Source organism: Stenotrophomonas sp. YJH_SMC_130 (assembly GCF_059369035.1).
On the sequence record NZ_JCAFSH010000004.1, the window covers coordinates 121,908 to 134,908 of the forward strand.

General features: G+C 67.4%; 15 protein-coding genes. 10 read left to right on the forward strand and 5 right to left on the reverse strand.

Features of this window, described 5'->3' with window-relative positions; all coding sequences use genetic code 11:
- Positions 1–108 precede the first annotated feature (108 nt).
- Together AC5P5V_RS08680 and AC5P5V_RS08685 are read left to right on the forward strand one after the other, a co-directional pair.
- Entirely contained in the window at positions 109–849 is a 741-nt protein-coding gene (locus AC5P5V_RS08680) for a DNA/RNA non-specific endonuclease (protein ID WP_061478308.1), read from the forward strand.
- 104 nt (positions 850–953) lie between these two features.
- Positions 954–1,649 (forward strand): HAD family hydrolase, encoded by a 696-nt coding sequence (locus tag AC5P5V_RS08685; protein WP_134967794.1) that lies wholly within the window; start codon positions 954–956, stop codon positions 1,647–1,649.
- Positions 1,650–1,656: 7 nt separating this feature from the next.
- On the opposite strand, the gene AC5P5V_RS08690 is transcribed toward AC5P5V_RS08685, so the two are convergent.
- The 4 genes from AC5P5V_RS08690 to AC5P5V_RS08705 are packed head-to-tail and all read right to left on the reverse strand — an operon-like array spanning position 1,657 to position 3,704.
- Positions 1,657–1,887, reverse strand: coding sequence for a hypothetical protein (locus tag AC5P5V_RS08690; protein WP_134967795.1), 231 nt, complete (start codon positions 1,885–1,887; stop codon positions 1,657–1,659).
- The gene (locus tag AC5P5V_RS08695) at positions 1,884–2,309 is read right to left on the reverse strand and encodes a VOC family protein (RefSeq protein ID WP_061478311.1); all 426 of its coding nucleotides are present in this window, start codon (positions 2,307–2,309) and stop codon (positions 1,884–1,886) included. The genes AC5P5V_RS08690 and AC5P5V_RS08695 overlap by 4 nt, the downstream gene beginning before the upstream one ends.
- A gap of 10 nt (positions 2,310–2,319) precedes the next feature.
- Positions 2,320–2,781 carry a helix-turn-helix domain-containing protein gene (locus AC5P5V_RS08700; RefSeq protein WP_061478312.1) on the reverse strand — a complete coding sequence of 154 codons (462 nt, stop codon included), beginning with the start codon at positions 2,779–2,781 and terminating at the stop codon, positions 2,320–2,322.
- On the reverse strand, positions 2,778–3,704 hold the full coding sequence (locus AC5P5V_RS08705) for a LysR substrate-binding domain-containing protein (RefSeq protein ID WP_231352121.1): 927 nt from the start codon (positions 3,702–3,704) through the stop codon (positions 2,778–2,780). The genes AC5P5V_RS08700 and AC5P5V_RS08705 overlap by 4 nt, the downstream gene beginning before the upstream one ends.
- Before the next feature lie 91 nt (positions 3,705–3,795).
- Between AC5P5V_RS08705 and AC5P5V_RS08710 the strand changes: the two genes are divergently transcribed.
- Both AC5P5V_RS08710 and AC5P5V_RS08715 read left to right on the forward strand, forming a co-directional pair.
- The gene (locus tag AC5P5V_RS08710) at positions 3,796–4,836 is read left to right on the forward strand and encodes a hypothetical protein (RefSeq protein WP_231352122.1); all 1,041 of its coding nucleotides are present in this window, start codon (positions 3,796–3,798) and stop codon (positions 4,834–4,836) included.
- Positions 4,833–5,714: a TolB family protein gene (locus AC5P5V_RS08715; protein WP_134967797.1), complete on the forward strand. Its 882-nt coding sequence runs from the start codon at positions 4,833–4,835 to the stop codon at positions 5,712–5,714. Before AC5P5V_RS08710 ends, AC5P5V_RS08715 begins: the two co-directional genes overlap by 4 nt.
- Positions 5,715–5,721: 7 nt before the next feature.
- Here the strand turns inward: AC5P5V_RS08715 and AC5P5V_RS08720 are convergent, their stop codons facing one another.
- The gene (locus AC5P5V_RS08720; protein WP_134967798.1) at positions 5,722–7,077 is read right to left on the reverse strand and encodes a sigma-54 interaction domain-containing protein; all 1,356 of its coding nucleotides are present in this window, start codon (positions 7,075–7,077) and stop codon (positions 5,722–5,724) included.
- A gap of 397 nt (positions 7,078–7,474) precedes the next feature.
- Between AC5P5V_RS08720 and AC5P5V_RS08725 the strand changes: the two genes are divergently transcribed.
- The 6 genes from AC5P5V_RS08725 (at position 7,475) to AC5P5V_RS08750 (ending at position 12,900) form a co-directional block, all read left to right on the forward strand.
- Positions 7,475–8,005 carry a FapA family amyloid fibril periplasmic chaperone gene (locus AC5P5V_RS08725; RefSeq protein ID WP_061478317.1) on the forward strand — a complete coding sequence of 177 codons (531 nt, stop codon included), beginning with the start codon at positions 7,475–7,477 and terminating at the stop codon, positions 8,003–8,005.
- A complete protein-coding gene (locus AC5P5V_RS08730; protein WP_134967799.1) occupies positions 8,002–8,619 on the forward strand; it encodes a FapB/FapC family functional amyloid domain-containing protein in 618 nt (205 codons plus the stop codon). Before AC5P5V_RS08725 ends, AC5P5V_RS08730 begins: the two co-directional genes overlap by 4 nt.
- Before the next feature lie 43 nt (positions 8,620–8,662).
- On the forward strand, positions 8,663–9,979 hold the full coding sequence (locus AC5P5V_RS08735) for a FapB/FapC family functional amyloid domain-containing protein (protein WP_134967800.1): 1,317 nt from the start codon (positions 8,663–8,665) through the stop codon (positions 9,977–9,979).
- Between the two features lie 99 nt (positions 9,980–10,078).
- The gene (locus AC5P5V_RS08740) at positions 10,079–10,783 is read left to right on the forward strand and encodes a C39 family peptidase (protein ID WP_134967801.1); all 705 of its coding nucleotides are present in this window, start codon (positions 10,079–10,081) and stop codon (positions 10,781–10,783) included.
- 13 nt (positions 10,784–10,796) lie between these two features.
- Complete coding sequence (locus AC5P5V_RS08745) at positions 10,797–11,546, forward strand: hypothetical protein (protein ID WP_134967802.1); 750 nt, start codon at positions 10,797–10,799, stop codon at positions 11,544–11,546.
- Positions 11,547–11,595: 49 nt separating this feature from the next.
- On the forward strand, positions 11,596–12,900 hold the full coding sequence (locus AC5P5V_RS08750) for a transporter (protein ID WP_134967803.1): 1,305 nt from the start codon (positions 11,596–11,598) through the stop codon (positions 12,898–12,900).
- Positions 12,901–13,001: the final 101 nt, after the last annotated feature.

The following is a 13,001-nucleotide window of genomic DNA, read 5'->3' on the forward strand; positions in this document are numbered from 1 at the left end:
GTTCCACCGCAATCCGCAGCACCCGTCTCCGCAGCATCTCCGCATGTCCTCGCCCCGGCCAGGTCGTGACGGGCGGCTGCGCCCTGAATCTTCTGCTGGAGAATCGAAATGCGCTTTGCAAGCTTTGTCTTTGCTTTCGTACTCAGTGCTTTTGCCGGTGCTGCACAGGCCCAGGTGGTCACCCTCAACAAGGGCGGCTTCGTGCTGACCTACGACTGCAGCATCCACAGCGCCACCCGCTACGAGTACACGCTTACCGCCGATACCGGTTCGGCCGCACGGCCGTCCAGCTTCTACAAGGACCCGGACCTGCCGGCCGGTTGCCTGGGCCAGACCAGCACCGCGTCCTACGCCAGCATCAGATCCGGCTATGACCGTGGCCATCTGGTCACGTCCAACCACATGGACTACGACGCGACCTACATCCGCCGCGCCAACTACATGACCAACATCGTGCCGCAGGTGTCCAGCTTCAACCAGGGCATCTGGGTGAAGGCCGAGAACGTGGCCGAGTGCTACCGCGACATCGCACCAGTGGACGTCTACGGTGGCGTGGTCTACGGCGACGCCGCCAACGATTACTTCCTGGCCAGCCATGGCATCCCGACCCCGGAGTTCTTCTGGAAGACGATCATCACCCGTGACCCGAACACCGGAACCGCCAAGGCGATCAGCTGGATCATTCCCAACGAGGCCAACCTGGGCAGCCTGGACAACTACCTGGTGACGATTGCCGATCTGGAGGAGCTGCTGGGCGCCAGCTATGTGGCGATCAACGCACCGACCTCGCTGAAGAACATGCTGCCTGCCAGCACCTGGCCGCAGCCGGCGGGCTGTGATCTGGGCTGATCGGCCTGCCGGGAATGCGTGGCACCCGGTCCGGGTGCCAGGCAAGGATGGCTGTGGGAAAATGACGGGCAATTGCACCACCGCATTGCGCCCTGGAGTTGTAGATGCCCCTTTTCCCCTTCGATGCCGTGCTGTTCGACTGCGACGGCGTACTGGTCGATTCCGAGCCGCTGGTGGCCCGCGTGCTCTCGGAAATGCTGACCGCACGCGGCTGGCCGCTGACGCCTGCGCAGGCCGGCGAGGTCTTCCTGGGCCAATCCGTGGCCCATCTGGCCGGGCTGATCGCAGAGCGCACCGGCAAGCCGTTCACCGAGGAATGGCTGGAGGAGTTCCGCCAGCAGCGCAACCGGGCGCTGGAACGGGATCTGGAGCCGATCCGGGGGGCACCCGAGGCCGTGCGTGCGATCGCCGCAGCGACCGGTGGCCGCATTGCCTGCGCGTCCGGTGCCGACCTGATCAAGGTGAAACTGCAGCTGGGCAAGGTCGGCATCCTCGATGCATTCGGCGACCACGTCTACAGCGGCCAGGACATGCCGAACACCAAGCCGCACCCGGACGTCTACCTGGCGGCCGCTGCCGCGCTGGGTGTGGATCCGAAGCGCTGCGCGGTCATTGAAGACACCGTGACCGGCGCGACCGCCGGCGTCGCGGCGGGTGCAACCGTGTTTGGCTTCAGCGAGGGCGGCCCGCACCACAGCACGCCGGAGGCCCTGCGCGCTGCGGGTGCGAAGGTGATCTTCCAGCGCATGGACCAGCTGCCGGCATTGCTGGCGGCCTACGCCGCCGACGCTGCTGCCTGAGGCGGCCTCAGCCTGCAGCGCCCAGCGTGGCGCTGCGGCGTGTCCCGGTGTAATGCAGCACGAACAGGTACAGGCCAGTGAACAGCTGCAGGAACAATGGCGGCAGCGGCGAATAGGTGATCCACGCTGCCGGCTCGCCCTGCCCCAGCCCGCGAGCGGCGAAATTGGCGATCACCGCCAGGGTAAAGACGATCGAGGTCCAGCGATGCACGGGCCGCGCCCAGCCACCCCGGCTCATTGACGGCGCCTCGCTTCGGAGCGGGCTTCGATCATCTTCCAGCCATTGCCGGACGGGTCACGGAATCCGGCATCGATGGCGCCATAGCGTTCGACCGGCTCCTGGGTGAACTCGACGCCCCGTGCCAGCCATTGCGTATAGCGCGCCCGACAGTCATCGACGGCCAGCACCAGCGGCGGCATTGCGCCTTTCGCCACCAGCTGCTGCAGTGCCTGCGCGGTGGCCGCGTCGTGTGTGGGCGGGCCCGGAACGAACAGCCCCAGCTGGAATCCGTCCTGGTCGGGGCTGCGTACCGTCAGCCAACGGTAGCTGCCATTGCGCACATCGGTGTGCACTTCGAAACCGAGCATGCCGACGTAGAACGCGAGCGCTTCATCCTGGTCGCGCACATAGAGGCCGACCGTGTTCACAGTGTTTGTCATGGGACCTCCCTCACGTGGGATCCACGTTAGCAACCGCCGCGCGCCGGCGCTTCTCCAAAACTGCCATGTTCAGGTCCGGTCGCTGCGCGGCACGTGCGTGGCACTCCGGCACGCAGGCCGGCGTCGCCTGGCCGGCCCGCTCACGCTCGCGCACGTTGCCCGGGCTGTCGCCGGTGATGTCACGGAAGATGCGGCCGAAGGTGCCCAGGCTGCTCCAGCCGGTCTGCGCGGCGATCTCGGTGACCGGCAGATCGGTGTCACGCAACATCGCCACGGCCCGTTCGATGCGGCGGCTCAGCAGGTAGCGGTGCGGCGGCAGCCCGAAGGCCTGCTTGAACGAACGCGCGAAATGCGCGGGCGATACGGCACTCACTTCGGCCAGGCGGGCCACCGGCCAGTCCTCGTGGCTGGCATGGTCCATCCGGTCCTTGGCACGCAGCAGGCGTCTCAGCAGTTCAGGGCTCTGGTTCATGCCGCCACCGTGCGCGCCAGATGATGTCGCGCCGCATGCCTGGCCTGCGCGGCCTGCTCGCCCAGCCAGTCACCGAATGCAATGACCTTGGCGCTCCGGCTGCGCGCCGTCGGTGCCACGAACCAGAAGACACGCCCGTCGCTGGCCACACCGGGATGTGCCTGCACCAGGCGCCCGCTGTCCAGTTCGGCCTGGAACAGGATTGGCGAGGCAATGGCGATGCCCTGCCCGGCAATGGCCGCGCCGACATCCAGATGCTCTACCGCAAAGGGGCTGACCAGGCTCGCCTCGGCCGGCGGCGGAACCGCGCCATGTGCGGAAAACCACAGTGCCCACCAGTCGGGCCTGCCGAGCAGCGGAACCTCCAAGGCCCGGCGCCCGAGCCCGTCTGCCGCCGGCAGCAGCGCTGGCGCGCACAACGGGGTGAAAATGCTGGGGAACAGGGGCGTGGCCTGCAGCCCGGGCCACTCGCCATGCCCATTGCGGATGGCAGCATCAAAATGCCCGGCGGCCAGGTCCTGCGGCTCTGCCGACAGGTCCAGTTCCAGCACGATGCTCCGATGGCGGCTGCGGAAACTGCCCAGCCGCGGTGTCAGCCAACTGGTGCCCAGCGTGGGTAGCACGGACAGGCGCAGTCGCGCCGCATCCATGTCTGCGGCGCGCATGAAGCTGGCACGCAGTGCATCGAATGCCCGGGTGGCCTCCTGCGCGACGCTGGCACCCGTCGCCGTCAGTTCTACGTGCTGTGCATGGCGCAGGAACAGGCAGGTGCCGGTCTGGGCCTCCAGCCGGCGCACGTGGTAACTCACCGATGCCGCGCTGGTGTCGAGCTCCTCGGCGGCACGGGCAAAACTGCCCGGCCGCGCCGCCGCTTCGAAGGCGCGGATGGCGGCAAGCGATGGAAGCTGGCGTTGGGTCACCATAAGTGTGGCTTAGCCTGAGCCCGGATATCTGCGTGGTCAATCCCCCTCGCACCCGCAACGATGGAGGCACTTCCGGCAAGGGGTCACGCACATGGATCGACGGCAGTTCCTGGCCACCTTGGCCGCAGTGGCAGCCTCAAGCGCCCTACCCTCGGGGCGGCCCCTGTCCAGCCACAGCGAAGACTGGAAATGGTTGCAGGGCAACTGGCAGGTCCGGCACCAACGCCTGAAGGAGCGCCTGGTGGGCGACACCCGCTGGGAAGCCTTCACCGGCGCCAGCGCGGTCTGGCTCACCCTGGGCGGGCTCGGCACCATCGATGACAACGTCATGGCGCTGCCTTCGGGCCCGTACAGAGGCCTGGGCGTGCGTGCTTTTGATCCAGTGTCTTCCACGTGGTCGATCTGGTGGATCGATGGGCGCAACCCTGCCCATATCGAAGCGCCCGTGCGCGGCGTCTTCGAAGGCGATGGCGGCAGCTTCCGTGGTCGTGATCACTTCAAGGGACGCCCCATCGACGTCTGGTTCCGCTGGCATGACATCCATGGCGAGGAGCCGTGGTGGGAGCAGGCGTTCTCCGACGATGCCGGCGCGCACTGGGAAGTGAACTGGCGCAACTGGTTCCGCCGCACTGCGGCGGTCCCCTCTCCGCTTCCGAAGCTGCCGGATGCACCGCGCGATTTTGATTTCCTGGTGGGCCATTGGAACGTGCGCCATCGTCGCCTGCGCGCTCGGCTGGCAGGCAGTGATGCGTGGGACGCGTTCAACGGCACCCTGCACAACTGGGCGGTACTGGGAGGATTCGGCAACGTAGGCGACAACCTTATGGACGTGCCGGGAGCACCGCTGCGCGGCATGGGTATCCGCGCCTGGAACGCCGCTGAGCGGCACTGGCTGAGCTGGTGGCTGGATGGCCGGGAGCCGACCCGGATCGGCGCGCCGCTGCGCGGTGGTTTCGAGGCCGGTGTCGGCCGCTTCTTCGGCGAAGACCAGCACGACGGACGGGCGATCCAGACGCGGGTGATCTGGTCACGCATTACCCCGCGCTCGGCGCGCTGGGAACAGGCGGCTTCGACCGATGGGGGACGCAGTTGGGAAACCAACTGGGTCAGCGACTTCGAGCGGCAGGCATGAAAGCGCGGCTGGCCGTGATGCTGCTGGTTGCTGCGTCGCCCCCCGCGACTCCCTCAAGGGTGCTGCAGATCGTCGGCTCCGCTGAACGCTTTGCGCCGGGCGTTGCATCCACGCAGTACGACGAGATTCGACTGACCCTGAGCCCGGACGGAAACACCGCGCTGTGGTTCAGCCGCAACCGTCCCGGCGGTCCGGGCGGGTATGACATCTGGGTCTCCCGCCACGACGGGCAGCGCTGGCGGCCGGCGACGCCGGTCTCGTTCAACACGCCGGGACGAGACTTCGATCCCGCCTTTTCTGCCGATGGCCGTACGGTGTATTTCTGTTCGGATCGAGCAGGCGGCCAGGGCGGCGACGATCTGTACCGGGTCAGCATTGGACGTGACGGTCGATTCGGCGAACCGGAGAATCTGGGCCCCGCGGTGAACAGCGCGGCCGACGAGTTCGCGCCGATGCTCTCGCCGGACGGTCGTACGCTGTTGTTCTCCAGCGATCGCGCGGGCGGTGCCGGCGGCCATGACCTCTACAGCGCCACGATGATCGGCGGCGTGGCGCAGCCGGCGCGGCCGCTGGCGGGTGGCATCAATACCGCCGCACAGGAGTTCGATGCCACGTTCCTGGGCGACGGCCGAACGGTGGTGTTTGCCCGCGCCCTGGACTTCGCCACTGCACCGGTCCGCCAGTTCATTGCCTACGAGCGTGGAGGCCGTTATGACGCGGGCCATGCATTGCCCTCCCCGGTGAACGAAGCCTCCGGCGACAGCTACGGTGCGATGCTGGATGGCTCGCAACCTGACACTTTGACCTATTCGGCGCGGCGCGCAGACGGTGCGGGGTTGGACCTGTACCGCATCCGCTACCGTTCGGGCGAACCATGATCCGCACTCAACGCTGCGCCGGCAGTTCCAGACGATGCTTGCGGCACAGCCGATACACGGTCACCCGCGAGATCTGCATCTGCCGTGCGCACTCGGAGACGTTGTAGCCGGTCTGGCGCAGGGTCTGCAGCAGCACATCGCGCTCGGCCTGGCCGCGGGCATCCTGCAGCATCGCGCCCGGCGGCGCATGCTCGGCCCCACCCAGTTCAAGGTCACGCTCGCTGATCAGCTCGCCTTCGGCCATGATCGCCGCCCGCTGCACCCGGTTGAGCAGTTCACGCACGTTGCCGGGCCAACCGAAGCGCCGCATCGCCTGCAGCGCAGCGGGCGCGAAGCCACGTGCACGCACGCTGTGGCGCAGGCGGAAGCAGCGCAGGAAGTGCTCGGCCAGCAGCTGCACATCGGCGCCACGCTCGCGCAAGGGCGGCATCAGCAGGCGCAGCACATTGAGCCGATAGTAGAGATCGCTACGGAACCGCCCCTGCGCCACCGCGTGTTCCAGTTCGACGTGGGTGGCCGCGAGTACACGCACGTCGGCCCGCAGCGGCTGGCTGCTGCCGACGCGCTCGAAGGTGCCTTCCTGCAGCACGCGCAGCAGGCTGGTCTGCGCCTCCGCCGGCAGGTCGCCCACCTCGTCGAGGAACACGGTGCCGCCGTGTGCGGCTTCGAATACGCCTATCTGGCGCTTGTCGGCGCCGGTGAACGAGCCGCGCTCGTGGCCAAACAGCTCCGACTGCACCAGGTTGGCCGGAATGGCACCGCAGTTGACCGCGATGAACGGCTTGCCCGCACGGCCGGACAACGCATGCAGCGCGTGAGCCGCCAGCTCCTTGCCGGTACCGGTTTCGCCGGTGACCAGCACCGGCAGTTCGACCGGCGCGAACTTGTGCAGCACGGTGCGCACCGCATGCAACGCAGGACTCTCGCCGATCAGTGTGCGCGGCCCCTGGCCGGCGCATACCTCGCTGGCAGAAGGATCATCCGCGTCGAACTGCTGGCGCATCGCAGCCACCAGGTCCTGCAGGCCGAAAGGCAGCGTGAACCGCGAGATGCAACGCTGCAGCAAGGGCAGCCACGCTGCAGGCGTGGGCCCCGCGCCGGGTGGCAGCACCGCAATCCAGGGCAGATGCACGTGCTGTTCGATCCATGGCGCCAGCAACTGCAGCGCGGGCGTATCCAGATGGCGAAGATCCAGCACAGCGAGCAGCCGATCACGCCCGCGCAGCCCGATCGCCATCGCCGGGTCGGGATGGATGCGGCGCACGTACCAGCCTGCGGCCGCCAGCGCGCTGCGCTCGTTCGCCAGCGGCTCGCCGAACCAGAGCACGCAACGTGATGTAGAAGCCTCCGGGACCGCCGCCATGCTTCCCCCAGCATCCGGACACCGTCGGCGGACTGTCAGGCAATCACCGGCGTGCCGCCCTCCGCCGGGACCTTCTACGGCCACCGCAGCGGCCTTTGATGGGCGGATCCTAGCGCTGCGCTAAACGGCGGCGCAATGAGCGCCGCGTCAAGAGACCACCGGCTGAAGCGGCATCGTTACAGTCCGCGACGGCACCTGTAACACCGGTGTGACAGTCGGGCGCCCGCCTTGCCCTGCCGCGCTAGGTACAGCGCGATCCCAGCATTTTTCCGATGGTGCTGTAACAGCGCGGCAGCAGCACCCGACTCCCGCCAGCGCCTGGCGCCAGGGCAGCCAAGCCTTGCAGGGTTGGCACGGTTGATGCGTGGTTCCGCCGCACCCACCACGGGAGATCGGCATGGACGGCATCACCCCCATTCGCGGCCTGCTGGCAACGCTGGCCGTGGCCCTGCTGTCGGTTGGTGCGAGCGCCTCTGCCTCCGGTGCACGCCAGGGCGTGAAGGCTCAACCGGGCGAAATCGTCCTGTTGCGTGATGTGTCCGCACGCCCGGCCTATCGCATGGCGCCGCCCGGCATGGCGCTGATCGCCGACCCGAAACCCCAGCGCGAGATCGCGGCGGCCCTCGGTGCGGGTGCCCCGGCAAACGGGATGGACGAGCTGAGCGATGAAGACTACGCAGGCATGGGGGCGGGTCAGGCAGCCACAGCCACCGCACCCGCAGGCACCACGGTCGAACGTGTGACGCAGCAGGCATTGGGCGGTACGCTCGGCCGCAACGGTGACGGCATGGTCGGCAGCAGTCTCGGTGGCGCCATGAGCGGGCCGCTCGGCGCGGTCGGCAACAGTACTCGCGGCATCGGCGAGACCGTGCGCGGCGCGCTCGGCCAGTTCCCGCTGCAGGGCATGGCCCCGGCAGGTGGCAAGTGAGGCGGGCGCACTGGCTGCTGCTGATCCTGCCTGCCACGCCGTTGATCGCGCAGGCCGATGACTACAGCGGCATGCTCGCCTACCTCGACGTTGCCCGCATCGACGGCCATGCACTGGCCGGCGCGAACGGCGCCATCGCGGTCAACCAGGCGGCCGGCGACCTCAATCTGCAGGCCAACCTGCGCGGCATCGCCACGGGCGAACATGCCGACGTCTCGATCGCCAACCGACAACTGCGCGGTGGCAACCGCGTGCTGGGTGCACCGATGCACGCCACCGCCGTCATCGATGGCAAGGCGCTGGCCGGTGCCAGCGGCATCGCATCCATCAACCAGGCCAGCGGCATCGCCAACACGACGCTCAACGTCGTCAGCGCGACGCTGGCCCGACAGGGCATACGCGAAACCGACGATACGGCCTTGGCCGCCGAGGGTTCCGCGTTGGCAGGGGGGCGGGACGACGCCGGTCGCGGCGTCGCGACGGGCACCCGCAGCGCCGGTGTCACCAGCACCGCGCTGCGGGGATTCGACGGGGTCCTGCAACTCAATCAGATCGCGGGCAGCGGCAATGACACGGCCAATGTACTGGGCCTGGTCGTGCAGGACCGCCCGTGACAACCACCCAACCGATGCACCACCTGATGAGAGAGAGGGCACCATGAAAGCGACCGTCAAACGGACCATGCTCGCCATGGCGATTGCCACTGCCTCGACCGCCGCTGCGGCCAATGGCTGGGACAACCAGAACACCAACGCGAACATCAACCACACCCACACCGTCAGCGAAACCCGCAACGAGACGCACAACCACACCGACAACGACGTGCGCAACCGTACCGTCAACGTCAATGTGCAGAAGCACAGCACCATCCAGGCCGACGAACGCAAGGAAAAGAACAACCACGGCGTCGACGTGAACCTGGAGAAGGACCTGCGACTGAGCACCGACATCAATTTCTCCGGCGACCCGAACATCACCGGCGACATCGACCTCGACTCGGCGGCCATTGCCGTGATCGACAACCGCCAATCGATCAGCAACAACGCCACCAGCAACAGCCTGGTCACCAACAGTGCCTCCATCGGTGACAGCGTGGGCGCAGGTGCCTCCGGCAACCTCGGCTTCAACGTGGTATCGGGCGACAACAACGCCCAGGACAACGCCGCGTCGCTGTCCGCTGCCGATGCGTCCTTCAGCTTCGGCATGGCCGACGCCGAGGTGTTCGTCAACCAGGCCGGCTTCGGCAACGCGACCATGAACTCCGGTGTCACCAATGCCGCAGGTCTCGGTGGCAATGCCTTTGGCGGTGCGTCAGGCAACATCGGTGTCAACATTGCTTCGGGCAACAACAACGAGCAGAAGAACGCGCTGGCGGCGTCGGTCGCGACCACCGCGGTGGCGCAGTCGAGCATCAGCTCCAACCAGGTCTCCACCGGCAACACGGTCAGCAACGCCGGCTTCGTGCAGTCCTACACCGATACCGTGCAGGTCGGCATGCGTGGCGGCGTCAGCGGCCTGACCCTGGCCTATGGCGCCGGCACCTACCGCGGTACCGGCAACGCCTACCAGATGGCCAACTACTATCTGGATACCTGGAGTGGCGAGCTGCCACACCCGGGTGGCAGCAGCACCGGCCATATCGATCTGGACAACCAGATCCAGAACGCCACGATGAACCCCAACCGGCCGGGGGTGGGCGGCCTGGGCTTCGATACGCGTGAGAGTGGCACCAGCCAGTTCGTCGAGCTGGGCGTGGCCGACCTGTATGCCAGCCTCAGCGGCACGGTCAGCACCACGCGCTGGGTGAACGTCAACGCGACCAACACCTCGGCCTTGTCGGGCAGCGCCTTCTCCGGCGCCTCGGGCAACATCGGCGTGAACGTGGCCGCGGGCACCGGCAACCTGCAGGCCAACAGCCTGGCCCTGGCAGTCGCCCAGCCCAGCACCGGCGGCGGTGGTGGCAGCGGCGAGTAAGCGTAACACCCCGGCCGTCCGCCAATGGCCGGGTTCCCGGGAGCTCCTGTTCCTCCTCCCCCTTGGGACAGGGGCTCCCCCTTGCTGCCGGAGAATGCGATGTTCGGCCACCGTCTCTCGATACGCCTGCTGGCCTGCCTGCTGTTGCTGGGCGGCGCGTCCGCGCGGGCGGGCGACGTCGACTTCGCCGGCGTACTGCCCAATGGCGCGCTGCTGCAGCAGAAGGTGGAGAGCATGCAGGAACGGCGCTACCGCAACGTGGTACGCCAGCACACCGATTACAGCTGCGGAGCGGCCGCACTGGCGACCATCCTGCGCCATGCCTACCACCTGGACACCGACGAGGCGACGGTGATCGAAGGGATGATGGGGGTGTCCGACCCGGCGCTGGTAGCCGAGCGTGGCTTTTCGCTGCTCGACATCAAGCGCTACGTGGAATCGCTGGGCATGCGCGGGCGCGGCTATCGCATCGATGAGGCACGCCTGCGCACGCTTCGGGTTCCGGGTCTTGTGCTGATGGACGTGCGCGGCTTCCGCCACTTCGTGGTGCTCAAGCAGGTGCGCGGCGGTGTGGTCGAGGTGGCTGATCCCATCCTTGGCAACCGCAGCCTGGCGCTGCCTGAATTCCTCGCTGCGTGGCCATCGCGTGCCGTATTCGTGGTGATCGGCAGTGATTTCGATCGCAACACAGTCCTGCTGCAACCCAGCGAACGGCCCAGTGCCCGCGCGCTCTACGCGCGACAGGGGCCGATCACCGATGCCGAACTGGTCGATTTCGGCTTCAGCCACGCCGACCTGTTCTGAAGGAGGTTCCGCCATGTTCCGCCACCGTCTGTTGATGCTCCTGCTGCTGGCGAGCCCCGCCCTGCCCCTGCAGGCGGCGGATGCTGCGCCGGGACGCGGCCTGAAGGAAATTCCGGATCCCGAACTGAACCTGATGCGCGGCCGCTACACCGTGGGCGGCAATACCGTCGCGTGGTTCGGGGTGTCGATGGTCTCGCAGTGGCAGGCCGGCAACGGAAACGTATTGCAGGGTGCGTTGACCCTGGGCATGGACTTCCGCGGCGGCGGCAGCCCGAAACTGAGCTTCCAGCCCAGCGTGCACGTGACTGCCGCAGATGCGCCGCTGCCGGACACGCAGGGCCGCCATATCGACAGCACCGGCCTGGCCAACGCCAATGGCCTGTTGCAGAGCGTGCAGGTGGCCGGCGATGGCAACGTTGCCCGCAATGCGACCACGCTGGTGGTGCGCAACGGCACGGTGCCGGGCCTTTCCGATGACGGTGCCCATTCGCTCAGTGCGCAGGGTGCAGGCGTCTCGGCCTCCGCAGTGCTGGACGGCAACCAGGCACGCCTGCAACTGCAGGTGGAGGGCCAGGGCATGGTCCAGCAATGGATACGCAACGGCAGCGTCGGCCAGGGCATCGCCCTGGCCGGTGACGGGCAGATCGCCAGCAACCAGCTGCGGCTGGAACTGGTGCGGGATACCGCGGGCGGCAACCTGCCGTTGAGCCAGAACGTGGCCCAGGCGATTGCGATGAACCGCGGCATGGGGCCGGGCCGATAGCACCACGGCACGGCGTTGGGGGAAGCGTTCCACAACGCAGGACACGAACATGCACACCTTGATGAGGATCACCCCGTTGGCGCTGGCGGCGCTGGCGGGCACCGCCTTCGCCGCACCGCCAGCGGCGGACGATGGCGCCGACGTGCAGGCACTGGCCAGTCAGCTGGAGCAGCTCAAATCCAACTATGCACAGGAAGTGCGGCGGCTGCGCGAACTGGACATGCAGGTGCAGGCGATGCAGGCGCGATTGAGTGGACGCACCGGGCCCACCGGGCCGGCAACGGCGGCGGCAACGGGCGCCGCAGTCGAGCATGGCTCGACGCTACAGACGTCGCAGGGTAGCGAGGGCTACGCCAGCACGGCGGCCGAGGCACAGCAGGCGAAGCAGGAATCGCGGCGCAGCGTGGATGATGTGAAACAACAGCAGTCGGCCCTGTTCTCGCGCCGCTTCACCGTCGAGAACAGCCTCACCTACGCCCGCTACGACCGCAAGCAGCTCACCCTCAATGGTTTCCTGGCGCTGGACGCGATCTTCCTCGGCAACATCGCCATCGAGAACGTTGAATCCGATTCGCTCACCTACAACCTGGCCGCACGTTGGGGTGTCAGCCCGAACCTGACGCTCAACCTGGACGTGCCCTACCTGGCGCGGCGCACCGTCTACCAGAAGGGCGGCGCCGGCGGTGCGGCGGCCGCGATCGCGCAGGAAGAAACCAATGGCAACGGGCTGGGCGATATCGGCCTGAGTGCGAACTACCGCTTGTTCGGCGAACGCGGCTGGCGCCCGGAAACGGTGCTCACCGCCGGGGTCACCGCCCCTACCGGGCGCGCACCCTACGGTCTGGACTGGAAGGTGATCGAGCGCGACGACGATGACTACATCCGCTTCGCCGTTCCCAGGGAACAGCCCACCGGCAATGGCGTGTGGCAGGCCAACGTGGGCCTGTCGATGGTCAAGACCGCCGATCCGGCAATCCTGTTCGCCAACGTTGGCTATGTGCATTCGTTCCCGCGTGGTTTCAGTGATATCGACAGCAACCCCGACACGGTCAACCCGGGTGACGTGAAGCTCGGCGGCGCGGTCTACTTCGGCGCTGGCGTGGCCTTTGCGTTCAACGAGCGCACCAGCCTCAGCCTGTCCTTCAGCGACCGCATCAGCGCCCGCGCTTCCACCCGTTTCCAAGGCGGGAAGTGGATGAAAGTGATCGGCAGCGACGCCAACGCGGCATCACTGAATCTGGGCGTGACCTACGCGCTCAACCAGCACACCACACTGGTGACCCTGCTCGGCATCGGGCTGACCCCGGATGCACCGGACTTCACGCTCGCCTTCAAGATCCCGTACATGTTGTAGAGACAGCGCCAGGCACGGTCCTGCGCCCCGGCAGGGCCTGGATTCATCTTCCGGCACCACAGCGGTCCCTGCCCGCTGCTATATTCAGCCCAGCTCGGCAG